The sequence below is a fragment of the Neobacillus sp. S1227 genome, from assembly GCF_055385255.1.
Map to the genome: position 1 here is coordinate 4271842 of NZ_AP038276.1, position 23442 is coordinate 4295283.

Genomic DNA, 23442 nt, shown 5'->3' on the forward strand with positions numbered 1-23442 from the left:
CCTGTTTATCTTTTTATGCATTCTGATATCGTAAAACCGGCTTACGCGCAGCAGTAGTTTCATCTAAGCGGCCTACGACGGTTGTGTGCGGAGCCTCCTGGACGATTTCCGGATTTTCCTCCGCTTCCTTGGCAATTTGGATCATGATGTCGACAAAGGAATCTAACGTTTCCTTAGATTCTGTTTCCGTCGGCTCAATCATGATACATTCTTCCACATTTAATGGGAAGTAAATGGTTGGCGGATGGAAGCCGAAATCAAGAAGCCGCTTCGCAATATCCAATGTACGGACGCCCAATTTCTTCTGGCGTCTTCCACTTAATACAAACTCATGCTTACAATGTCTGTCAAACGGCAGGTCATAATACTCCGCCAATCTTCTCATCATATAGTTAGCATTTAAAACAGCATATTCAGTCACTGCTTTTAAGCCATCTGGCCCCATAGACCGAATATAGGTATAAGCGCGGACGTTAATGCCAAAGTTGCCGTAGTATGGCTTAACACGGCCAATTGATTGCGGACGGTCATAATCTAGGACATACTCATCGCCGCTTTTAGAAATAACTGGTTTTGGCAGAAACGGAATTAAATCTGCCTTCACACCGACAGGACCGGAACCTGGTCCGCCGCCTCCGTGCGGGCCAGTAAACGTTTTATGAAGATTCAAGTGGACCACGTCAAACCCCATATCTCCAGGACGAGCTTTTGACAGAACCGCGTTTAGGTTTGCTCCGTCGTAATAAACCTTACCACCAGCTTCATGGACAATTTCGGCAATTTCGACAATGTGTTCTTCAAAAAGGCCCAGTGTATTTGGGTTAGTTAGCATTAGTGCTGCTGTATCCTCCCCCACCACTCTCCGTAGATCCTCTAAGTCTACTAGGCCGTTTTCATTCGATTTTACTGTAATAGTTTCTAAACCGGCAACTGTTGCAGAAGCTGGGTTAGTACCGTGAGCGGAGTCAGGTACGATAACTTTTGTACGTTTTAGGTCGCCATTTGCTTCATGGTATGCGCGAATCATCATCAGGCCGGTCCATTCCCCATGTGCGCCTGCTGCAGGCTGCAGTGTTACCTCATCCATACCGGTAATTTCCTTCAAATGCTGCTGCAGGTCATATAAAAGCTCTAGCGCACCTTGAACGGAACTTTCATCCTGAAGCGGGTGAATATGAGCAAACCCGTTGTAGCGTGCTACATTCTCATTAATCTTAGGATTGTATTTCATCGTACAAGAACCTAATGGATAAAATCCGGAGTCAACACCGTGATTCCGTCTTGAGAGAGACGTATAATGCCGCATGATATCAAGTTCAGAAACCTCAGGGAGCTGAGGCTCCTCTTCCCTTAAATATCCTTCTGGAAGGAGCGCAGCAACATCTGCTTCAGGAACATCCATTTCCGGAAGGCTGTATCCGACCCGGCCTGGTGTACTAACTTCAAAAATCAGCTTCTGGTCTTGATTAAGCATGCAAATCCCCCAATTCTTTCACTAATGTATCGATTTCTTCCTTCGTTCTTTGCTCAGTCACGCAAATGAGCATATGGCCCGCTAGATCAGGATAGTCACGGCCCAAATCATAACCGCCGATGATTCCTTTATTAAGCAGCTGCTGATTAACCTCTTTTACCGGTTTATTTAAATTGACAACAAACTCGTTAAAGGAATGACCATCATTAACCACTTCAAACCCTGCTTCTTTAAAAGCGATTTTCGCATAATTAGCCTTTTGTAAATTGGCTGCTGCCATTTCGCGAACACCTTTTTTTCCAAGGGCAGTCATCGCAACAGATGCTGCTAGAGCATTCAATGCTTGGTTGGAGCAAATATTAGAAGTCGCCTTATCACGGCGGATATGCTGCTCACGTGCCTGAAGAGTTAAAACAAAACCGCGGCGGCCTTGGTCATCTGTTGTCTGGCCGACAAGACGTCCGGGAACTTTACGCATTAGCTTGGTCGTAACCGCAAAATAGCCGCAGTGCGGACCTCCGAAGGCAGTCGGGATTCCAAACGGCTGGGCATCTCCGACAACAATATCTGCACCAAATTTTCCTGGAGGTGTCAAAATTCCAAGTGATAATGGATTGCTGGAAACAACAAACATGGCTTTATTTTCATGAATAATCTCTTCAAGTTCTTTTAAAGGTTCAATTCGACCTAAAAAGTTTGGATATTGAACGACAACCGCGGCTACGTCAGCATTTACCAATCCTTTTAGCGCTTCAACATCAGTAATGCCATCCTTCACAGGGACCTCAATCACATCAAGGTATTGACCCTTTGCGTAAGTTTTAAGAACCTCACGGGATTCAGGGTGAACAGCGCTGGAGACTAGAATGGTTTTTCTTTTCGTATGACCTGCGCTTAGCATTGCTGCTTCAGCAAGTGCGGTACCGCCGTCATACATTGAGGAGTTGGCCACATCCATTCCTGTTAATTCACAAATCATTGTTTGGAATTCAAAAATCGCCTGGAGCTCTCCTTGGGATATCTCCGGTTGATAAGGTGTATAGGCTGTATAGAACTCCGATCTTGAGATGACATGGTCAACGATAATCGGCATATAGTGGTCATAAACTCCGGCCCCTAAGAAAGACACATTCGATTTTAAATCAGCATTCCGGCTTGCTAACTGAAAGAGTTCCTTCATCAAAGCTGTTTCTGATTTTGCCGGTTTAATATTGTATTCACCTTTAAATCGTACTTTTTCAGGAATATCACTGAATAATTCATCGACAGTGGAAACGCCAATTGTCTCCAGCATTGCCTGCTTATCTTGTTCAGTCATGGGTAAATAGCGATGTTTCATAAACCTTGCTCCCTTCTGCTATTTCTTTTCTCTTTTATAAAAAGGTGTAGGAACCACTTTCGCTTTTAAACGTTTGCCGCGAATTTCAACTTCCACTTCGGTATCTAGTCCTGCATGTTCGGAAGAAATGAGGGCAAGACCGATGTTTTTCTTTAAGGTTGGGGACTGTGTACCGGTGGTAACTTCACCAATTAGCGCTTCCCCTTTGTAAACTGGATAGCCGTGACGCGGAATTCCCCGGTCAACCATTTCTATCCCAATAAGCTTCCGGGACAAACCTGCTTCCTTTTGTTTTACGAGAGCTTCTTTTCCAATAAAATCAGTCTCTTTATTCAATTTCACCGCAAATCCAATTCCTGCCTCAAGCGGGGAAATTTCTGGTGATAGTTCCTGGCCATAAAGCGCTAAGTTTGCTTCAAAACGAAGTGTGTCGCGTGCACCAAGACCGCAGGGAATCACTCCCTCATCTTTTCCTGCTTCTAGAATGGCTGTCCAGAGTTCGACAGCATCAGAGGCATCGCAGTATACTTCAAAGCCGTCTTCCCCTGTATAACCAGTTCTAGATACAAGTGCTTTTTTCCCATTTAAAACAACTTCCTGCTGGAATTTGAAAAAGCCGATTTGACTTATATCCGTCTCTGAAGCAAGCTTCTGTAATACTTTTTCTGCAAGGGGGCCTTGAAGCGCAAGCTGTGCCGTTGATTCAGACAGGTTTTCGATTGTTACATCGCCTTCAAGGTGCTTCTCCAGCCAGTTGTAGTCCTTTTCAATATTCGATGCGTTGACAACAAGTAAATAATGATTATCTTCAAGCTTATAAACAAGCAGGTCGTCTATAGTTCCACCGTTTTCATAGCACATCGCGGTATATTGTGCCCCGCCGTCTTTCACTTTAGAAATGTCATTTGTCATCAATTTTTGTAAATAATTGAGGCTGTCTGGGCCCTTTACTTCAACTTCGCCCATATGGGATACATCGAATAAACCGGCTTTCGTGCGTACAGCTTCATGCTCATCCTTGATGCTTGAAAACTGAACAGGCAACTCCCAGCCGCCAAAATCAATGGTTTTTCCACCGTATTCCTTGTAAACTTCGAACAGCGGAGTGCGTTTTAATTCCGTCATCATAAATCCCCCTTTATTTACTACATGTTCATTATTTGTAAAAATGAATTATTGCCAAATAACAAAAATAGGAAAACCATTTGTCATTTTCCTAAAAACAACAAAAAGGTGCAAAAAAGGACAGAAACCTCCCTTTACCAGTAAAGAAGGTCTCTGTCCTTGCACCTGAAAGTTTACCTAAATCGGCTTTCCCCTTTGGTGGCTGGTATCATCCAGCACTCTCCAGAGCTGCGTCCAACAAGAGTACTTTTGCCTGAGAGATTCACATCATCTGCTTGCTCCTTCGGCGCTACAAAGGTAGTCTCTCCCCTTGTTTTCATCCGCACTTATAAATATTATTTTCCAATTTGGTCATACTAATTATACTTAAAAAATAGATTAGCTTATTTAAATATTTAAAACTTTCAAAGCTAATATCATCCTACCATTAAAACAACATATCGGGCAATAATAATTTATCATAAAAAAGGAGCTGAAACGGATGAATGTCGAAATCGAATTTGATTCCTCCTGGCAGGATGATTTTTTACATAAAATTGATCATGATGGCCCCTGGGGAAATTGGGAGCTTTTTAAATTGGCCATCGATATTGAAAAACATTTGGTGGTCCCGGAATTCGAAGGTCTGCAAGCCCCAAAGCATCTGCCAAATTTGACGCCTCTCCCTCATCAGCTTGAAACGGCTAAGCAGGTGGTTGAAAATATGAACGGAAAAGCCATTCTTGCAGATGAAGTGGGCCTTGGTAAGACGATCGAAGCAGGATTAATTTTAAAAGAATACATGATTCGCGGATTAGTGAAAAAAGTGTTAATTCTTGTTCCCGCTTCCTTAGTCACCCAGTGGGCTCAGGAATTAAATAGCAAATTTTATATACCGGCTGTCACACAAAGAAAAAGCTATGTTTGGGATCAGTGTGATGTGGTTGTTTCCTCCATCGATACGGCCAAACGAAATCCGCATCGGGAGATTATTTACAAGCAGGACTATGACCTCATCATTATCGATGAAGCCCATAAATTAAAAAATAATAAAACAAAAAACTACGAATTTGTTCAAAACTTAAAAAAGAAGTTTTGTTTATTGCTTACGGCAACACCTATTCAAAACAGGATTGAGGAGATTTTTAACCTCGTATCCCTATTAAAGCCTGGTCACTTAGGAAATGAAACTGTCTTTTACGAAAAATATAAACGTGACTCCCGTTCCTTAAATGATGACCAGCATCTAAAAGAGCTAGTCAATAAAGTCATGATCCGCAACCGCCGGGCCGACACAGGAATCGAATGGACGAAACGGCATGTGGAGACGATTCCAATTGAATTTACAAAATCGGAACGCGACCTGTATGACTCCATTTTAGAGCTTAAAAATGCGGGGGACTGGGTTCAAACAAGCAGCTTTTCTGTGATGACATTACAACGGGAAGCATGCTCAAGCCGCGAGGCCGTTTTCTATACCTTAAAAAACATGCTTCTAAAAAAGGAAAACCCCACGCAGGCCTATCAAGAACAAATCAACTTTTTAATAAAAAAAGTGGAGAACGTCGAGCAAAATTCCAAGGCAGTAAAAGCCCTTGAATTAATTCAGAAAATAAATGATAAAGTGATCATATTTACGGAATACCGGGCTACACAATTATATTTACAGTGGTACTTAAAGCAGCATGGGATTTCCTCCGTTCCTTTCCGCGGCGGTTTTAAACGCGGGAAAAAGGATTGGATGCGCGAGTTGTTTCAAAAGAATGCCCAGGTGTTGATTGCGACGGAAGCGGGCGGGGAAGGAATTAACCTTCAATTTTGCAACCACATTATCAATTTTGATTTGCCATGGAACCCGATGAGATTGGAGCAGCGCATCGGAAGGATTCACCGCCTCGGTCAGGAAAAAGATGTCATGATCTATAATTTTGCCATCAAAAATACAGTTGAAGAGCATATTTTAAAACTTTTATACGAAAAGATTGATTTATTTGAAAAGGTTATCGGGGAACTAGATGATATTCTAACAAAATTAGAATTCGGAAATATTGAAGATCATATAATGGATATCTTTAGCGACTCCTGCTCTGAAGGGGAAATGCGGATTAAAATGGAGAATTTATCATCGATGATTGAATTTGCACAAAATATGAAAAAAGGAGAATCACATGCAGCAGCAGGAAATTCATAAGTTTCTTTTAAATTATTTTATGGCAAATGAATGTCCAATTGTCACCAATCACCCTGGATACTTAGATGTCCAACTAACAATTGAAATGGATAAGGAACTAATGAATCGGCCGTTTTACTGGCATTACTTGGAGAAAACTGGCGGAATACCGAATCCAATGAGGTTGACCCTTATCACCAACCAAAAAGCAGCACCTGAAAATCTCAGAGGGGAAACCATCCATTTTGGCTCTCCGCGCCTGCATCAAATTTTTGAGTCTACAAAAAATTTAGCCAGATATATAAGGCTTTATGAAAGTCATGGCAACACCGCCGTCCAGACTCCCTTGCTGCCGTGGCTGTGCATGAATGTTAAAATCTCCTATCAATGTGACCGTAAACGCGACATTTTTAAGTCAATCGGGCTTCAGCTTATTAATGGGAAAATGGTGGAAGATTTTCATAATTACTTGCTTAAAATTTCGTTGACCCCGAAAATCCCTGATTACTCGTTTACATTATCACCGTTGGTTAAACCAAAGAGTGGAATGATTCGAATTGAAAAATATCTGAAGTCTGTAATCGAACAAGACGACCATACTTGGGCTGATGAGGCAAAAGTACGCTGGGAGAAGGATTTAGAACTGTTGAATCATTTTTATGAGGACATGGAAGATGAAAACGAAAGCTATGAGACAGAAAAACAGGCCCTCAAGGATCAATATGAGCCGCGAATTCATATTTCCTTTATCAATGGCGGGCTGTTTTACCTAACAGAAAAAGCAATATAAAAAGAAACCCCCAGGTCTGAAGTGGAATTTTGCCTGGGGGTTTACTATTTAAAGTCCTTTGTCTTTCATTTTCCGTCTCTTAACCTCTGAATACACAATATAGGGAAGGATGCCAAACCATCGATACCAAAAGGATGCTTTAGTCTGTTTTCGCTCGAGTCGCTGACGTTTTCTTTCATCCTTCGGCTGGTCCGCATATTTGACAATCGTTTGGGTCATATATTTTACATAATCATTCGTTTTCATGTACACACCTGCCTTTAACTAACATTACAAGTATGTCCAAGGTTTATCCTTTCGAATCAATAAGTAATCCATTTAATTAGCTTTTTTGACCTCGTGTCAAAATATCCTTTCCCGTTTACCATTTCTCCTGAATGAAGGCGGAGTGTAAAGGAAACTCTTTGTACATATCCTGACGGGGAATCGGCGAGAAAATCCATATTCCCCTTCTGATATCCAAACGTTCCTTTAGACGGGATTGTTCCGTACACCTGAGCCTGATTTTCAAATTTCTTTACAGATGACAAGAAATAATACTCTTCCAGGAAAATAACGGCAGATTCATGCACTAGCTTTCTCTCCGACAGGAGCTTCTCCGCCTCCATGGAAAAAAACAGCAGAAAAATGATCAACAGACATAATGTAAGGGGATAGGTGAAGCCTTGTTGACTATTTTTCATGTGCCCTTATTCCAATCAATTAAAGAAAAGGCGGTAACAGAGTACTCTATTCCTTTCAAATCCTTTACCGTAACCTTAACCGCATTATTCACCAAAGCAAACGAATGCTGAGATACATTCTGCAGGATGATTTCATGCCCTGTCGAGTTAACCCGTCTTCTTAAATTGTTGCCGTAAATTTCATAATAAATGGTTTCCCCGTCTTTTGTCAGGATCAGCCGATTGGAAACTACTTCAGCCTTTGTCGACCAGCGGATTTCTTTTTTTATCTGGCTGCAGAAAACCTCCCATTCCATTGCCTGAAGGCTCGATTGATTTTCCTTATTGTCAAGTATAAGTTGAAAGAGAGGTGACATATAAAAAACAATAATTGAAAGAATTACCAACGAAAACATTACCTCAATGAGCGTAAAACCTTTTTCATTCGAGACTGCCGCAGATTTCATTTTCCAAATGCAGGAACGTTTTTTCAACTCTAACGCAGACCTCCTTTTGCCCTATGGAATCCTTCCAAATGATTTGATAATTAATCCCATTTTGCACCAATGTATAATTGGCAAATGTTAGATTATCAATTAATTTTGCCTCCAGTTCCTCATACATGATCTGCCTCATCTTTTTCTCAATCTCCAAATTTACTGATTGCTTTTTTAAATCCGTTATTAACGGAATGAACACCAAACAAATCAAAAACATAGCTGATAAAGACAGAAGCAATTCTAATAAAAAAAATCCTTTATTGCTCAGTAACATAAAACCGCCCTTTTCCAATTAAAATGGTCATTCGATAAGTCTTCTTCTCGGTTTCTATGAAGAAGGAACCAAATTTGTTTACATTTCCATCGGGCTGGAATTTGAAATATAAGGGCATCGAACCTTCGATGATATGAAAACTTGAGGGGTAAGTTCTATCGAGCAGATGCGGCTGGTCAGAGCGCAAAACTAGCGAATATTTTGATTCGTTAGGCAAAATGACGAACGACACCTCCTGCTGGTGGGACATTGCATAAGACTGGGCATAAAATAAATCAGCTTTTAATTGGGTTAATAAGCCTTCATTCTCGACCATCGTATGTTGTGGTTTTAACGAAAAAACAGTTATCGAGGACAAAATCATGAAAATGGACAGGACTACTAGAGACTCGGCTAAGGTAAAGGCTTGTTGGTTGTTTTTCATTGATTGGCGGTGGTTTCAGAGGCAGTTTTCGTATCGCTGGCATCTTTCATTGAAACAGAACCATCCGACCCAATCACTACTTCTTTTCCTGGGCAGCCCTTAGCATCTTTATTTATATATCCTTCACTTATTAGTTTTTCCATTGTTGCAGGTTCATTTTTTTCCATTTCATACGCTTGTACCTGAGCTTCAACCATTTTCTGAAAGCCTTCACACCCCTTAGACTTTATATTTGCGTTATGCTTAGCAACGTTTGGAATAGTAATGATTAAAATAACAGAAATCACGAGCATTACAATCATCATTTCTATCAGTGTGAAACCCGCCTGTTTATTTCTTTTTATATTTTTCACTTTCCTAACCTCCATTTTTTTATTAAATTCCATCAAGCATATGAAACATGGGTAAAAGGATCGCTAAGTACATGGAAACAACTAATAAACCGATAAACAGATAAAGAACGGGCTGAATCGTCCTTAGGATTTTTTCAATTAGCCCTTCCAGATTCATCACACAGTGCTTGCTGAAAAATAGTAATTCCTGTTCCAATTTGCCATTTTCCTGCCCGTGTTTAATAATCATCGGAAAACCCTTGTCAAAAAAAGACATCGAAGCCAATATGGTTTCCAATTTTTCGCCCATTACAAGCTTGGCCTTAATTTCTTTACCAAGTTCGCTGTAAAAAGGCTGTCTTTTGTTTTCTTCAAAGAGACCCAAGCTCTCTGAAACTGAAATTCCGCCAGATAAAAGGAAGCTTAATTGTATGGAGAAATAATGTGTAAACAGCAATTTGAGGATTCTGCCTATTAAAGGCAGACGCACGAGCAGCATTCGCTGCTTTAAAATGGGATAGTTTCGGAAGATAAAATAATAATAAATTGCTGTTGCCAATAAGAATGCAAACAAAGCACCAATGACCATGGGGAAAATTTTATCTAAAGTATAGATGACCTTTGTAAAAAAATTCTCCTCCAAACCAAGAGATGAAAAAAGTTCTGTAAACCTTGGCAGCAATGTATTCTCTAGGAAAACGAAGAGAATCCCAGTAATTAATAACAGCAATACTGGATATTGAAGCAATTTTAAAAGCTTATGCAGATCCTTCTCCTTTAACAATGTGAGACGGCTGCCCTCAAGCAGCGCTTCTGCAAAACTCCCATGCTGCTCAGCAAAGTAAACAAAACCGGTTAAATCCTTATGAAAACCAAGCCTTTCAAGGACCTCATGAAACGGTTGACCGTTTTTTAAAATTGTTAATGATTGATATAACTCCTCCTTTCTCTTCTGAGGCAAGTACAATGCTATGGAATCAATTGCTTCGGCAATTGGATATCCCCGTGCCAACAGCTCGCCAATCCGCTTTAAGAAGTTGGCTTGCTCAGTTACAGACCATTTATGATTCTTCATCATAAACCAGCCTGTCATATTCAGATTCTTGAATAAAACCTAATGCAATCCCTTTTTTAATGACATCCCGGATTGTCCGATAATGGGTGTCAACCTTCTCTCCTTTTGCAGCTTTCATAGCATTATTCAAATTTTTCCCCGCCAAAAGCTCAAATACACTCGCCCTCTTCCACCTACCATACGAATAACAAAATGGAGTGCATTCATCCTCGCAAAATGGACAGGTTAATTCAACAAGTCTTTGGGCAGTCACCGCAATTAAGGTTTGTTCAACCTCCAGCCAATTCACCCCAAATTCGTGCAGTCGGAACACCGCCCCCTTCGCATCCCTAGTGTGCATTGTTGAAAGTACTAAATGCCCGGTTAACGCTGCACGTACTGCAATCCTTGCCGTTTCCGCATCCCTGATTTCCCCGACCATTATGATGTCCGGGTCGTGCCTTAAAATCGCTTTGAGGCCGGCCGCATAAGTGACACCAGCTTTTTCATTCACTTGTACCTGCAAAACGGAATCGTAATTTTTTTCAATCGGGTCTTCGAGTGTAATTACATTGCGATGGAATAGGTGGGCGGTTTCATTTAAAAGGGAATATAAAGTGGTCGTTTTCCCTGAGCCAGTCGGCCCTGTAAAAATTATTAAACCGTGAGCATGTTTTAATAAAGCTAGAAGTTTTCTGGTCATTGCAGGGAATAAGGAAAGCTGATGAAAAGGGATTTGTTCCTGCTGAGGTAAGAGCCTAATGACAAGACTTTCGCGTGTATTGGATGGCAGGGTAGATAGCCTAAGTCCCATTAACTGTCCGTTAACCTCACAAAATATAGCACCGCTTTGGGGACGTCTTCTTTCACCAATATCCATATTTGCTTTAAATTTAAAATGAGAAATCAATTTGTCACATTCATCTTTTGGAAGGGATAATCGAGGAATGAGTTTGTTGGTTAACCGGATTTGAACGAGTGTGTCATTCTGCCTGGGAATTATGTGAATGTCAGTTGCCTGGTTTCTTGCAGCGTCACGAATAATTCTGTCAGCTAACATTTCAATTGAACTAACAATGGGAATCACCGCCTTTTAATTTTCTTTTCTGATATTTCGACAGTCTTCTTATCCTTCCTTCTTTATTTTAAAAAAGTTTTTTTGTAAAGAAAAGGAGTATTTTTCTAATTTTGTTACAATTTATCGTCAATAATTGTGAACATTTTCTAAACTTATAGTGTATACGTTGTTAACCTCATTCCCACTTTATTACCGCTGTATTATAATGGAATAAATTATGGGGGTCCGAGGTGAAACGAGATGGAACAAACGTTAAAAATAACTAACGTGTTGTCAGATCCAACTAGATATTACATTTATCAATACATTACAAAACGCCACAAAGAAGTAACCGTTCAGGAGATCGCGGATAATTTCAACATCCACCCGAATGTAGCAAGATTGCATCTTTCTAAGCTCGAGGACGTTAACATGCTGGTTTCGGAAACAAAGAAAACAGGGAAAGGCGGACGGCCAAGCAGATTATATCGTTTGTCAGATGATGTGATCCAGCTCCACTTCCCATTCCGAGATTATATGCTTTTATCAAAAGTAGCCATTCAAACGATGATTTCCCTTGGTGAGCCTGGGAGGAATGCACTTTATTTAACAGGCAAGCGTTTTGGGATTGAAGTGATTGAACAGGAAAAGGCAAAAAAAGCACTTGGCGATGAATTAAATTTTGATGAAAAGCTAAGCATATTAAAAAATGCAGCCACGCTGGCAGGCTTCTATCCGGAATTTGAAGCAAATGGGGATGAAACGAAAATATATTTCTCGATTTTCAATTGCCCATTCAAAGAAATTGCGGAAGAACATACTGAAACTGTCTGCAATATGCATCATGAATTTTTAAAGGGAATGTTTGAAGCGCTTTTTGATTCCGTCGACCTGATTGAAAAGGAAAATATGATTGCTGGATGTGAAACCTGCTCTTATCAGGCTCATGTAACAAACTAATTCCGAAACCATTATTTACATTATTCCTTCTTTTACTTATAATATTGTAATGATGGTATCGAAAGGGTAAAAGGAGGGGATACATATGGACCGCATGTTCAGAGTATGTGGTTTCTGGACGGGCATTTTTACTGTGATGTTATATCTTGGCGATTTAAACAAAACAGCATTGCTTTTCCTAGCCCAAACAGGATTCTTCGTTCTGCTTAGTTATCTTAAATTGTCTGAACGCATGTATATGTATGTGTTCGGAGCATATCTAACTATTTTCTTTGCTGGCTTTACATATTGGACTACGTTCATGATGCCGCTTGGTGGAGGACACTAAGAAAAATAAAAACGCCGTTTCGATACGGCGTTTTTATTTTTGATTCTGAAATAAATTTATATCCTGCATTTCCATTCCTTTTTTCTGAATAACAATATGAAAATAAGAACTCATCCCGCCCGGCATAATTAAACTGCGGATCGCCCGATTTCTTTTGCTGACCTCAGAAAATGGATTAGGGTCATAATGGTTCTCAAGCTCCTGAAGGATTCCTGCCTTCAACAGAAACTCATCCTGACGGAGCATGGTGATAAATTCTAACGCTAACTGTCTCCCTTTTTCAATCAGGTATTCGAAATGAATATGCGTGGTGATATCCATCGCTCCGGGATTTTCTAAAATATTATCATACATTTGATGCTGAAAAAATCCTCTCAGGCTTCCGGCTGACCTTGCTGGATGCATCCATTCCTCGTTGGTATAGCCATAATCTGCCGTTACAATTATCCCTCTCTTAACGGCAGCCGCGATTAAACTTAACATCTCCTTCATCGCTAATGGCACTTCAATTCGCTGCTTTTCTTTTAATTCCAGCCCGCTTTCCTGCAAAAATTGCAAGACAGCTGGATTGGTAAGGGAAACCTTTTTCTCAATTAACTCTTCGTTCTGGATACCTACCATAACCTCATGCAATTCACCGTTTATTTTTTCAATGACATGAACCGGGAGGGCATCAAAAAGCTCATTTGAAAAAATCATTCCTTCAAAGTCCTTTATATCAGTTATATCCTCTGCTTGAATGACTGACGGATATTGGTTTAATAAATTTTGTTGCAGTCTCCGATGGTAGGGGCTTGTTTCTACTATGACATATTGTAAAGGGCTTTTTATAGATTCATTCCACTCCTGCAAAAAGGCATGGGCAAACCGGCCGTTTCCTGCCCCGATTTCTAAAAAGGCATAAGGAAGTCCTGTTGTTTCGCAAACATATGCAAACCATTTAGCTGCCAGCCTGCCGTATAGATTTGAAATATTGCTGGTTGTAATAAAATCACCCTGCCGTCCGATTTTCTGCTGGTCTTTCATGTAATAACCATATTTCGGATGGTAAAGGGCAGCACTTATATAATCTGCATAAGTAATCAATTGATTGGGTGAATGTTGAATTAAGCTTTTTATGTACGAAATCATATTTTCTCCTTTTGAGTTAACACTATTGACACGGTGTTAACTTTGGTATATTGTAAATTTAGTAGCTTAACAATATCCCCTCCCATTATAAGAATAGAACATCCCCCGAAAGACCCTTTCCTAAATGGAAAAGGGTCTTTCTATTTATGATGCCCAGCTCCAGGAGCCATCCGCTTTTTTTATTAAAAACCATTTAAAAAAGGGTTGCTGTCCATTTCATCCGCGATGGTCGTTACCGGTCCATGACCTGACAATACATATGTTTCTTCGGGTAATGTTAACAGCTTATCATGGATGCTTTTTAGAAGCTGAGTATGATTTCCTCCCTGAAGATCAGTACGCCCGATACTGCCCTGGAATAAGGCGTCTCCAGAAATTACAACCCCTTCCTTTGCAAAGTAATAAGACACACTTCCAGGTGAGTGCCCAGGTGTATGATAGACGTGGAATGTAAATTCACCGATGGTCATCTCTCCTTCATCCTTGATTAGATGATCAGCCGGTTTGGCTTTAATTGGTTCGATTAACGGGAAAAACTGTGATCCGTTTAAAGCTGGATCCCCTAGCCACTTTTCTTCTTGTTTATGGATGTAAACAGGGATTTGATAAGCGTTTCGGATATCCTCAACTGCCCCAATATGGTCAAAATGTGCATGTGTCAACAGCACGGCCAGAGGTTTTAATCCTCTTGTGTTTAAAAGGTTCAACAGCTTTTTTCCATCACCGCCAGGGTCGACGATTAAGCATGTTTTATCTTGATTTTCAACAATGTAACAATTTGTTTGAATGCTCCCTAAGGGAAATTGTTGCCACTTCATTTCTATACCTCCAATTTGGAATTGCACTAGAATTATTTTACACTATATTCATGTCTTGGAGAAAGAAATGAATGAAACACATGGGGGAATGAGAATGAAACCAGCCATTGCGGTCGAAGCTAAAGGAGAAATAGAATTTCTACCTGAGATTAAAGAGTTATTATTAAAGGAGACAAACATAGCTTTCCAAAAAGATCACATGTTCATTTTTCTCCGTGGCGATGATGCCGACTATGCAAAAGAAATTTTAACAGCTGCAGAATTGTTTGAGGAACTTCATGAAGTCATTCTCACTAATAACGGAATATTAGGACCATATTTCGAGGATTTTGGCATTCAGTTATTAGACGATTCCTATTGTTTGTTTAAAGCGGATTTACTTTATTTCTCATTTACCGCAGGAAACCCAAATGATATTCAGATGGCCAAGTATCAGATCGAAGAGCATTTGGTGTTTGAAACCATCCATAATGAGAAAGCTTTATTTTTTTCAGAGACACATAATAAAGATCTGATTCAAAATATTGCTAAGGCATATAAAACTGTTCTTTCATTTACTATCGACAAATGAAAGAAAAAAATATAAAATAAGAAACGAATGTATATAATATTGTTACATAATTTTCTAATCATGCACCTGTAACGACCTTATTTTTTGAAAAGGGGGATTATTCATGGGATTGGTCATCATTTTTGCGTTAGTAACCATTCTGGCAGCAATTGGAGGATTTCGTGCACTTAAGAGAAAAAATCTATTGGGTGCATTCTGGGGAGTCGCTTCCTTCGTAGTATTTGGATGGTTTACAGTTATGACTCTTATCAACTCAGGTTACCCAACTGGTACCCACTAAAAAAAGACTGCCCTTGGCAGTCTTTTTTTATGATTATTCCTTGACCAAGTCAAAAATTTTCTTGGTATCCAAATCAATGATTTTTTCAAACCGCTCTCCATATAAAATCGTTTTTCCTGATGGCGAAATCATTATTGGAGCATTTTTAAGGCCGGTTAAAATTATTTTGCTGCTGTCATTCTTCAAATCATAGGCAACAAGATTAAAACCTTCCGTGTACACATCAGCTTCCCCATTTTTTACTGCGTTTAAAGAAATAAATTCCTTCTCTTTCTCGCTATAATCAAAATAAGGGACGAGCCAATCAGAATATTTCGTCAGCAGTGGATTTGAAAAGGAATAGATTTCCTGCAAATCTTTATCCATCAAAGAATAACGCCCTAATTGTTTTTGATCATTTATCTCAATTTTAAGAAGAAGATCTTTAAATGTTGAAAATTGTAAAACAGTCGGAAATAACGTTTTTTCCATCCCATTATTTAACCCCTTCTTTATCAGCGGGGCAAATAAAGAAGGATGTTCTTGATCCCAATTTAGAAAAGCAAGTTCATTTGCACTCATCCATTTATTAAATGGTTGTGGCAGTGATAATTCCTTTTTCTCACCAGACTTGAAATCCAATAAGAAAACGTTAAAATCCCAATCTTCACTGAAAGTTGATACAAGCACTTTTGAGTCATCATATGGATTCCATTCAAATGATAACTCGTAGGATGGAAACGACTGCTTAAGTTTTTCATTTCCCTTGGTATCGATAATTGTTACTAAACCCTCGTAGGAAGATGGCGAAGAATGAATTAAAATAAAGCTTTTGGAAGGACTAATTTGCGCAGTGACAATCGGAAATTCACATTTGTAAATTAACTCGCTTTTCCCCGTTAAGAGATGATAGCGATATACATTAGAAGATTGCCCGACATTGGTGATATAAACTATTTCCTCATCTGTCAGCCAGCCAAAATCTTTGTAAAATTCACCAGCCGGAATGGAAATGGGAATGACCTGCTCATCACTTTTCTCAGTATTTGGCGCCTTCGGCTTTTCTGTGCCAGCAGATCCTTTAGACTTTATCTGCTTCTGGTCAGCACACGCACCGAGCAGGAGGGCTAAAACGATTAAAAACACAGTTACTGCTATACCTCTTGGAGCACTTTCCTTTAATTGAATCATTTTTCCCCTCCCCCGCCAATTTCCTCTCTATACTTTAGTACGAAAAAATAGCCTATTATGTTTCAATTATATTAATTTCATGACAAAAATAGTAAATGAATACTCACCGATTGCGAGTCCGTTAGGACGAAGACAGAGGCGCAGTTGAATTTATGCGTTAAAAAAGCCGCATAGAATATTCGGCTTTATTGTATATTCAAAGTATCCTTCTCGTTTTCTAATTTATTTCTAATTAGCCAGGCTGCTCCAAGCACTCCAGCGTCATTCCCTAAATTCGCGATTGCCAGTTTGGTGGAGTCTCTCACAGGTGTAAAAGCAAACCGGCGGAAATTCTCAATAACAGGCTCTAACAAAATCTCTCCTGCTCTGGATACTCCACCGCCCAAAACGATTTTCTCCGGATTTAGAAGATTAGCAATATTCGCTAAAGCAAGCCCTAAATGGAAGGAAGCCTCCCGAAGGATAGAAAGCGCCAGTTTATCACACATTCTAGCTGTATCAAAAACATCCTTTGCTGTTATCTTCCCATTTTTCACATAAACATCCGCTAAAGGACCTTCAACTCCATCCTTCTGAACTCCTGCAAGTGCCTGCCGCACAATTCCCGTTGCTGAAGCAACAGTCTCAAGGCAGCCCGTTTTTCCGCAATTACAAGGTGCCCCGCCAAATGGAATAGCTGTGATATGGCCAATTTCCCCTGCGGCCCCGTTTACTCCCTGAACAATGTTTCCGTTTGAAATTACACCGCCGCCTACTCCAGTCCCCAGCGTGACACAAACCAGATTCTTAGCACCACTGCCGGCTCCCTTCCACATTTCCCCCAAGGCTGCACAGTTTGCGTCATTTTCAACAGCAGCAGGAAGTGATGTTGTTTTCTCCAGACTATCCTTTAGCGGAAAATTATCCTTCCAGCCCAGGTTAACTGTATTTAAGATTACACCTGTTTCATAATCGACAGGGCCTGGAGCGCCCATTCCAACCCCTGCCAGCATATCTCTCGGTTTATTAAGCTCAAGTAGTTGTTCTTCTATCGATTTCGCAATATTACTCGTAATATACTTGCCCTCATCAGAATTATCGGTTGGGATTTCCCATTTATGAATAATGTCGCCATCCAATGTGATAAAAGCTATTTTCGTCGTTGTCCCCCCTAGGTCAACTCCCGCTATCCATTTCTTTGACAATATACTCACCTATTTCTTTTGGCCTTGTTCTTTTATAAATTGGATTTCATGTCTTAAGATTAACAGGGCCGTTTGATATTCTTTCGGCTCGATAAGCTGTGACTGATACAGCTCTTTCAGTTCAACCTCCATCAGCTCAAGGTCAGCCACCCTGTCGCCAATATAAATGATGGTTCCAAACCTTTTTAGAAATTGTTGAATTTCATAAACCGTTTTCATCATGAATCTCCTTCATTGCTAGTCAACAAAAAGTATAACCTATGCCAAATTTGACCTCAAGGCAAATCTATTCACTGCCCGTAGTTTTTATCTGTTGATTAATCTCATCAACTAAATTTGTATATTCTTTTTGGTTTGGATTTAACTTGACTGCTTTTTGGGCATTGATTTTTGCCGCATTTAGATCATTTTCCTCAAGATTTATTAACGCCAAATTAAAGTAAGCTTGATGTAATTTAGGATCAAGCCGAATCGCTTTCTGCAAATGGGTTTTAGCGTCTGTAAGCATTTGCTTTTTTATTTCAACGTAGGATAAAAGAAAATAGGTTTTCTCTGTTTCGGACTTTGAATGTTCTTCAAAATTTTTTAAAACATGATAGGCCTTATCGTAATTATTTTGTTTGATATACTCCTGAGCCAGCAGGATTTGCGAATCTTCATCCTGTTTTTGCCCTGCAGCACTATATCCATAATTTAAGGAGCCCCAAACAATACCTGCACTTATAAGTAAAAAGATGAGTTGAACCAGAAGCTTTGATTGCTTCGGGAGATTGACTACACCGGCAGCCAGAAATCCTCCGGCTAAACCGCCTAAATGGCCGGCATTATCGATGCCAGATGCAGAAAATCCAAATACAAGATTGATAGCGAGAACAACAATTACATTTAGCCCCATCGTTCGAAAAAATAATTTTGGGTTCATCATGCCAAAATAAAGCAAGGCACCAAAACACCCAAAGATGGCCCCGCTTGCTCCAGCTGATAAATGCGTACTAAACAAAAGACTCGCAATGACGCCCGATACACCAGCGAATAAATATATAAGGAAAAAACGGAATCTGCCGAAGATTTGTTCGACAGCCGTGCCCAAATAATACAATGCCAAGGTATTCATCGCTAAATGCAAAAAACCGATATGAAGAAAAACAGGTGTTATGAACCTCCAATATTCTCCTTCATAAATTAGCTGATTAACTTTGGCCCCATATTTGATTAATGTCGAAGTATTTGTACTTCCCCCATTTAATTCCAGCCACACAAAAACAACCAGCTGAATTACGATAAACAAATAAGTAAAGAAAGGCTTGCTATAAGATAGGACATCCTTTTCCCTTTTTACTTTATTTACAGCCGTCCCCAAGGTTACTCTTTTAAGATCTTCCACATCATTTTCCGAATAATCGTTTTGGATATCAAAATGGATGTCTTTTTGCAGCCGATCTGAAAGAACCTCCAATCCTGTGTCCCATTCCCCTTTCGTTAATAGAAAAGAACTGACGGTTGTTTTACTTCCTTCAGGAAAAAGGTAGGGATTTCTCAGCCGAAATTCATACTCATCGACAGGCGGATATTCACTGATATAGATATTAACGATATCCAGTTGAGGGCGCCCTAACTGTTTCCGGACTCTTTCTCCATTGGCTGCCGCAAACTCGATATCTCTTTGCATAGCATTGCTCCAATCAAGATTTTCAAGAAGGACTCTAATGATTGGGGCTTTTTTGTTTTCTAATTTTTCCAGCCATATTTCCTTTTGGTTCTCAAATAATTGAATAATTCGATAGTCTTGTTCAGAAATAAAAGAAAAGACAAGCCTCCAAAAAATATATCTCTCTCGATTAATGGCTCTCCCCTGCTTTCTTTCATATCAATAATTTTATGAATATTTGTATTCATTTTTGCCTCGTTTCTTTCATTATAAACGAAACAATGGCTTTACCGCTTGAATTGGATCTAAATCCTGGTATATTGATTTTTTGTCATAAATAAAGGCTCTTTTCTCAGAGATTGTTGCTTTTAACTATATTGAAAACACCGAGTGGATTGGAGCGAAAGGCGCTTGACTCCTGCGGGAAATAGAGGAAAGGTCGAGACCCCGCAGACGGAACGTCGAGGAGGCTCGACTTCCTCCCCGCGGAAAGCAAGCGCCTGTAGTGGAAAGGAACGGACAGTGTTATTCCCAAAAACAACAAACTTTACGAAAAGAGCCTAAATAAAAAACCATCTGCGGTTTTCACCCTTCAGATGGTCCTCCAAATACTGATTGCATCATTCTTCGTTTTATTCCGGGCAGACTCATCATTGAGCTAACCGCAATTCTCCTCAACCAACCGGAAGAAAGGAGAGTGTTGATAATACGGTATCTAAACCTATACGCAAAATAACCAAGTGAACCAATCATTAAAATAGAAGTCAGCATTCGAGACATTTTTATCCCTCCTGCCATTATTTTGTGATTTTAACTGAAGGATTATCCTAACATTCCAGAAAAAATAAAAATTCACCTGGAAAAAAGAAGGTTTATTTACCAAGATGAAATACGGAATTCATTGTCTTCTTTAAAACATCGACAGAATGAGTAAATTTCCGTTGTTCCTCTTCGCTTAATTCAAGCTCTACAATATCTCTTACACCATTCCTGTTCACAACGGCAGGAACGCCAATATATAGATCCTTTTGTCCATACTCCCCGTCCAAATAAGCAGAAACCGTCAGAACAGAATTTTCATTCTGCAAGATTGCCTTTGTTAATCTCACAAGTCCCATAGCAATTCCGTAATAAGTGGCACCTTTTTTCTCAATGATATGATAGGCAGCATCACGTACATTCATAAAAATCTGATCAAGTTCTTCCTGTCGGAAACTATCTTTGCTTTCTGCCCATTTTGAGATAGCTGTTCCTGCAATATCGGCATTACTCCAAACTGGAAGTTCAGTATCCCCGTGTTCGCCAATGATATAGGCATGAACATTACGTGTATCAATATCAAAATAATCACCAAGTAAGAAACGGAACCGGGCCGTATCTAGAATAGTCCCCGAACCAATTACACGTTCTTTTGGAAAACCGGAAAATTTCCAAACAGCATAAGTAAGGATGTCTACCGGATTAGTAGCAACAAGGAAAATCCCATTAAATCCGCTCGCCATTATTTCTTCAACGATTCCTTTAAATATTTTCGTGTTTTTTTCAACCAGATCAAGGCGGGTTTCACCTGGCTTTTGGTTAGCACCGGCTGTAATAACTACGATGTCCGCTTCACCACATTCAGAATAGTCCCCATACCATATTTTTGTATGGGACGGCGCAAAGGGGAGACCGTGATTTAAATCCATCGCATCTCCTTCGGCTTTTTCTTTATTTAAATCGATTAAAACGAGTTCTTCAGTAATACCTTGATTTAATAGAGCAAAGGCGTAGCTTGAACCCACAAACCCTGCTCCGATTACGACTACCCTGTTCACACGATTCAACAAACTAAATCCCCCAATAAACAAAATATTATTAAAGCATTTGAGCTGCAAATATTGCTATAACCGCTGCCAACAAACCAGATAGAAAATTGACCATATCATTATCCACCAAGGAAATGCCCTTAATGCGGGAAGTCGGCAGACTGCAATGGTTTCTTTTTTCCGTTTCTATTCCGCATTGCTGGCAGACATAAGCCTGTTGATAAAATGCACCAAATAATGTATCAATGACATTCCCAAGATAGCCAAATAAAAATACCAACAATACATGATCGAGACTTAACTGAAATAACCAAAAACAAACCAATGCGATAATCAATGACCCCGCTAGTGCTGCCGTACTGCCAAGTAAACTGACTGCCCCGGAGGTGCCCTTATCAACCCGCTTAAATGTCCGAATAAAAATCGGCTCTTTCTTGCTTAAACTGCCAATCTCAGAAGCCCAGGTATCAGAATTGGAACTAGCCAATGAAACAATAAAACCAATTAACCAGCCTTCTCCTGGATGAAAATAATGGCAGATACTAAATAATGCAGCGATGCCGCCATTTGCGATTACCTGGCGCCAATCCCTTGTAGACCCTTTTGCTAATTTCTCTTCCAATTCTCTTTTGGCATAACTTTTATATTTTGACCAGAAACTTGAGGAAACAAAAAACACCCCTATAATAACAAGCCCCTTGATCCCAAATCCAGCATAAATGGCAAGACCGACAAAAACAGCTGCAATAGCGCCTGAGGCCGTCAGCGATTTCTCTCTATAACCAGCTAAGCCTCCTGCGAGGAGGACAACAATGATAAGGATTGAAATCATACAGTTTTGATAACCTCATTTGTTGTAATAATTTTTGCTACTGGGATATCATATTGTTCAACAGGAAATTCTGGAATCAACTGCTCTTGGAATGCTAGGGATAAGGTGTTCCCGGAGTACCCTGATAAAAACCGGTCGTAGTATCCACCGCCAAAGCCCACGCGGTATCCCGAACGAGTGTAGGCAAGCCCCGGTACGATAAGAAGGTCAATCTTTTCAGGACTGACTTCTGTAGTTTGTTCTACATTTGGCTCAAGCAAACCATAGAAAACGGATTCTAACTGAGAAAACTCAGTTAAGCTTCGAAAAGATAACCTTTTTTCCTTTGGATAACATTTTGGAACAACAACTTGCTTGCCTGATTCCCATGCTTTTCTAATAATTTGATATGTATCTACTTCAGGTGTCCTTGAGATGGTAATGCCAATTACTTGTGCTTGCTTCCAATCATCCATTTCATAAAGTCTGCTAGCAATTTTATAAGAGTAATCCTCATAAATAGGTTTTGTGAGCTTTGACAACGATTCTTTCATCTGTTGACGAATTGAATTTTTATCGTGCATTTTAGAGCGCCCCCCCTTCTTTTTAGGCAACAAAAAAAGCAACAGGAAGCCCTGCTGCTTATTTTGTTTCGCGGTGTACAGTTGTACGCTTTTCTCTTGGGCAATATTTCTTAAGCTCAAGACGATCTGGGTTGTTGCGTTTATTTTTGTTTGAAATATAGTTACGGTCTCCACACTCAGTGCAAGCTAACGTAATATTTACACGCATGTCTATTTCCCTCCAAACAATTAAGCTGTTCGTTCATACGACTTTTCTATAATATCATTTTTCGTTTGGAAATGCTAGTAGGTTTTTTAAAAGAAAAGCGGAAGCTTCCCTAGGCGCTGGAGCTAGACAATTTTTGAAGTCAAATGTTAATGCTTTTCAGAAGTGCTTGCTCCATTAATATTAATTCCTTTTTACCCGAACCGGATATCGTCCAGGTATTCATTTTCTGGGTTTCCCGAGAACCAAGGCACATTTTAACGGCATAAATGCTCGCTGCCGGTCCTTTTGCCATTGGCTGGTATCTCAAGGCTCCATTCTCCAATGAACTCCAAATTTGGTCAGTATACGCACTCCAAAGTGGAATGGTTGTATACTCACCTAAACCCGCTCCATTAAAATTCCCATTGACGAGAAATACCTTATGGTCATGGACATGAAAAATTTTGCTTTCTGCTGGTGAAATAAACGTGAGGCTGTCTGCGTTAACATTAGAAAAATGATGCATGACAATGACCTTAATGTCCTTCTTGATATTGCTGTGATTACTAATATAAACGCTGGAAAAGCGAATTTTAGAATGGATTGGCTCAGGTTTAATCCTTAGAATTAAGCCTTCTTCATAGATGACTTTTTCGGCACTATTATGCAGAAAGCAGTATTTTCCATTTACCCAAATGCCGAGTACTATTTGCAGCTGCTCTATTAAACCATGGCGGATTGTATTCTGTTTACTTTTTTTGGACTCGATTAATTCCATCATC

29 protein-coding genes and 2 riboswitches are annotated in these 23442 nt (G+C 39.8%); of the genes, 6 read left to right on the forward strand and 23 right to left on the reverse strand.

The features are described 5' to 3' along the window. Positions 1-13: 13 nt before the first annotated feature. The 3 genes from gcvPB to gcvT are packed head-to-tail and all read right to left on the reverse strand — an operon-like array spanning position 14 to position 3938. Positions 14-1474 carry an aminomethyl-transferring glycine dehydrogenase subunit GcvPB gene (gene gcvPB, locus ACZ5AE_RS21460; protein ID WP_464566588.1) on the reverse strand — a complete coding sequence of 487 codons (1461 nt, stop codon included), beginning with the start codon at positions 1472-1474 and terminating at the stop codon, positions 14-16. Further along, the gene (gcvPA, locus tag ACZ5AE_RS21465; RefSeq protein ID WP_464566589.1) at positions 1467-2813 is read right to left on the reverse strand and encodes an aminomethyl-transferring glycine dehydrogenase subunit GcvPA; all 1347 of its coding nucleotides are present in this window, start codon (positions 2811-2813) and stop codon (positions 1467-1469) included. Before gcvPA ends, gcvPB begins: the two co-directional genes overlap by 8 nt. Before the next feature lie 18 nt (positions 2814-2831). Beyond that, positions 2832-3938 (reverse strand): glycine cleavage system aminomethyltransferase GcvT, encoded by a 1107-nt coding sequence (gene gcvT / locus ACZ5AE_RS21470; RefSeq protein WP_464573696.1) that lies wholly within the window; start codon positions 3936-3938, stop codon positions 2832-2834. 151 nt (positions 3939-4089) lie between these two features. After that, positions 4090-4166, reverse strand: a riboswitch (glycine riboswitch). Between the two features lie 3 nt (positions 4167-4169). Beyond that, a riboswitch (glycine riboswitch) is annotated at positions 4170-4258 on the reverse strand. Positions 4259-4419: 161 nt separating this feature from the next. Between gcvT and ACZ5AE_RS21475 the strand changes: the two genes are divergently transcribed. Then, positions 4420-6108: a DEAD/DEAH box helicase gene (locus tag ACZ5AE_RS21475; protein WP_464566590.1), complete on the forward strand. Its 1689-nt coding sequence runs from the start codon at positions 4420-4422 to the stop codon at positions 6106-6108. After that, entirely contained in the window at positions 6086-6877 is a 792-nt protein-coding gene (locus ACZ5AE_RS21480; RefSeq protein WP_464566591.1) for a YqhG family protein, read from the forward strand. The genes ACZ5AE_RS21475 and ACZ5AE_RS21480 overlap by 23 nt, the downstream gene beginning before the upstream one ends. 48 nt (positions 6878-6925) lie before the next feature. Here the strand turns inward: ACZ5AE_RS21480 and ACZ5AE_RS21485 are convergent, their stop codons facing one another. From ACZ5AE_RS21485 to comGA, 8 genes are read right to left on the reverse strand one after another with little or no spacing between them, the layout of a single operon-like run. After that, a complete protein-coding gene (locus tag ACZ5AE_RS21485) occupies positions 6926-7123 on the reverse strand; it encodes a YqzE family protein (RefSeq protein WP_464566592.1) in 198 nt (65 codons plus the stop codon). A gap of 56 nt (positions 7124-7179) precedes the next feature. After that, a complete protein-coding gene (gene comGG, locus ACZ5AE_RS21490; RefSeq protein WP_464566593.1) occupies positions 7180-7560 on the reverse strand; it encodes a competence type IV pilus minor pilin ComGG in 381 nt (126 codons plus the stop codon). Beyond that, a complete protein-coding gene (comGF, locus tag ACZ5AE_RS21495; protein ID WP_464566594.1) occupies positions 7557-8006 on the reverse strand; it encodes a competence type IV pilus minor pilin ComGF in 450 nt (149 codons plus the stop codon). Before comGF ends, comGG begins: the two co-directional genes overlap by 4 nt. Beyond that, positions 7981-8256, reverse strand: coding sequence for a hypothetical protein (locus ACZ5AE_RS21500; protein ID WP_464566595.1), 276 nt, complete (start codon positions 8254-8256; stop codon positions 7981-7983). The genes comGF and ACZ5AE_RS21500 overlap by 26 nt, the downstream gene beginning before the upstream one ends. Before the next feature lie 40 nt (positions 8257-8296). Then, positions 8297-8737, reverse strand: coding sequence for a competence type IV pilus minor pilin ComGD (gene comGD, locus ACZ5AE_RS21505; protein ID WP_464566596.1), 441 nt, complete (start codon positions 8735-8737; stop codon positions 8297-8299). After that, positions 8734-9105 carry a competence type IV pilus major pilin ComGC gene (gene comGC / locus ACZ5AE_RS21510; protein ID WP_464573697.1) on the reverse strand — a complete coding sequence of 124 codons (372 nt, stop codon included), beginning with the start codon at positions 9103-9105 and terminating at the stop codon, positions 8734-8736. The genes comGD and comGC overlap by 4 nt, the downstream gene beginning before the upstream one ends. A 7-nt stretch (positions 9106-9112) precedes the next feature. Further along, positions 9113-10147 carry a competence type IV pilus assembly protein ComGB gene (comGB, locus tag ACZ5AE_RS21515; RefSeq protein ID WP_464566597.1) on the reverse strand — a complete coding sequence of 345 codons (1035 nt, stop codon included), beginning with the start codon at positions 10145-10147 and terminating at the stop codon, positions 9113-9115. After that, positions 10131-11183: a competence type IV pilus ATPase ComGA gene (gene comGA, locus ACZ5AE_RS21520; RefSeq protein ID WP_464566598.1), complete on the reverse strand. Its 1053-nt coding sequence runs from the start codon at positions 11181-11183 to the stop codon at positions 10131-10133. The genes comGB and comGA overlap by 17 nt, the downstream gene beginning before the upstream one ends. Positions 11184-11441: 258 nt before the next feature. On the opposite strand from comGA, the gene ACZ5AE_RS21525 reads away from it, so the two are divergent. Both ACZ5AE_RS21525 and ACZ5AE_RS21530 read left to right on the forward strand, forming a co-directional pair. Next, complete coding sequence (locus ACZ5AE_RS21525; RefSeq protein WP_464566599.1) at positions 11442-12140, forward strand: helix-turn-helix transcriptional regulator; 699 nt, start codon at positions 11442-11444, stop codon at positions 12138-12140. An 85-nt stretch (positions 12141-12225) separates the two neighbouring features. After that, positions 12226-12468 (forward strand): DUF2626 domain-containing protein, encoded by a 243-nt coding sequence (locus ACZ5AE_RS21530; protein ID WP_213120184.1) that lies wholly within the window; start codon positions 12226-12228, stop codon positions 12466-12468. A gap of 33 nt (positions 12469-12501) precedes the next feature. On the opposite strand, the gene ACZ5AE_RS21535 is transcribed toward ACZ5AE_RS21530, so the two are convergent. Continuing rightward, the gene (locus ACZ5AE_RS21535; protein ID WP_464566600.1) at positions 12502-13599 is read right to left on the reverse strand and encodes a class I SAM-dependent methyltransferase; all 1098 of its coding nucleotides are present in this window, start codon (positions 13597-13599) and stop codon (positions 12502-12504) included. A gap of 182 nt (positions 13600-13781) precedes the next feature. Continuing rightward, positions 13782-14417 (reverse strand): MBL fold metallo-hydrolase, encoded by a 636-nt coding sequence (locus ACZ5AE_RS21540; protein WP_464566601.1) that lies wholly within the window; start codon positions 14415-14417, stop codon positions 13782-13784. 88 nt (positions 14418-14505) lie between these two features. Between ACZ5AE_RS21540 and ACZ5AE_RS21545 the strand changes: the two genes are divergently transcribed. Next, the gene (locus tag ACZ5AE_RS21545; protein WP_464566602.1) at positions 14506-14988 is read left to right on the forward strand and encodes a hypothetical protein; all 483 of its coding nucleotides are present in this window, start codon (positions 14506-14508) and stop codon (positions 14986-14988) included. Positions 14989-15091: 103 nt separating this feature from the next. After that, positions 15092-15268: a DUF2759 domain-containing protein gene (locus ACZ5AE_RS21550; RefSeq protein WP_464566603.1), complete on the forward strand. Its 177-nt coding sequence runs from the start codon at positions 15092-15094 to the stop codon at positions 15266-15268. 33 nt (positions 15269-15301) lie between these two features. On the opposite strand, the gene ACZ5AE_RS21555 is transcribed toward ACZ5AE_RS21550, so the two are convergent. From ACZ5AE_RS21555 to ACZ5AE_RS21600, 10 genes are all read right to left on the reverse strand, one after another. After that, a complete protein-coding gene (locus ACZ5AE_RS21555) occupies positions 15302-16438 on the reverse strand; it encodes a YqgU-like beta propeller domain-containing protein (protein WP_464566604.1) in 1137 nt (378 codons plus the stop codon). A gap of 185 nt (positions 16439-16623) precedes the next feature. Continuing rightward, on the reverse strand, positions 16624-17622 hold the full coding sequence (locus ACZ5AE_RS21560; protein ID WP_464566605.1) for an ROK family glucokinase: 999 nt from the start codon (positions 17620-17622) through the stop codon (positions 16624-16626). A gap of 9 nt (positions 17623-17631) precedes the next feature. Beyond that, the gene (locus ACZ5AE_RS21565) at positions 17632-17841 is read right to left on the reverse strand and encodes a YqgQ family protein (protein ID WP_464573698.1); all 210 of its coding nucleotides are present in this window, start codon (positions 17839-17841) and stop codon (positions 17632-17634) included. A 67-nt stretch (positions 17842-17908) separates the two neighbouring features. Further along, the gene (locus tag ACZ5AE_RS21570) at positions 17909-19291 is read right to left on the reverse strand and encodes a rhomboid family intramembrane serine protease (protein ID WP_464566606.1); all 1383 of its coding nucleotides are present in this window, start codon (positions 19289-19291) and stop codon (positions 17909-17911) included. Positions 19292-19855: 564 nt separating this feature from the next. After that, positions 19856-20050, reverse strand: coding sequence for a hypothetical protein (locus tag ACZ5AE_RS21575; protein ID WP_464566607.1), 195 nt, complete (start codon positions 20048-20050; stop codon positions 19856-19858). Between the two features lie 92 nt (positions 20051-20142). Further along, the gene (locus ACZ5AE_RS21580; RefSeq protein WP_464566608.1) at positions 20143-21099 is read right to left on the reverse strand and encodes an L-lactate dehydrogenase; all 957 of its coding nucleotides are present in this window, start codon (positions 21097-21099) and stop codon (positions 20143-20145) included. Positions 21100-21127: 28 nt separating this feature from the next. Then, positions 21128-21910: a DUF92 domain-containing protein gene (locus ACZ5AE_RS21585; RefSeq protein WP_464566609.1), complete on the reverse strand. Its 783-nt coding sequence runs from the start codon at positions 21908-21910 to the stop codon at positions 21128-21130. Further along, positions 21907-22473: a 5-formyltetrahydrofolate cyclo-ligase gene (locus tag ACZ5AE_RS21590; RefSeq protein WP_464566610.1), complete on the reverse strand. Its 567-nt coding sequence runs from the start codon at positions 22471-22473 to the stop codon at positions 21907-21909. Before ACZ5AE_RS21590 ends, ACZ5AE_RS21585 begins: the two co-directional genes overlap by 4 nt. 58 nt (positions 22474-22531) lie before the next feature. Then, entirely contained in the window at positions 22532-22681 is a 150-nt protein-coding gene (gene rpmG, locus ACZ5AE_RS21595) for a 50S ribosomal protein L33 (RefSeq protein ID WP_082692947.1), read from the reverse strand. A gap of 139 nt (positions 22682-22820) precedes the next feature. Next, complete coding sequence (locus tag ACZ5AE_RS21600; RefSeq protein WP_464566611.1) at positions 22821-23441, reverse strand: hypothetical protein; 621 nt, start codon at positions 23439-23441, stop codon at positions 22821-22823. Between the last annotated feature and the right edge of the window lies 1 nt (position 23442).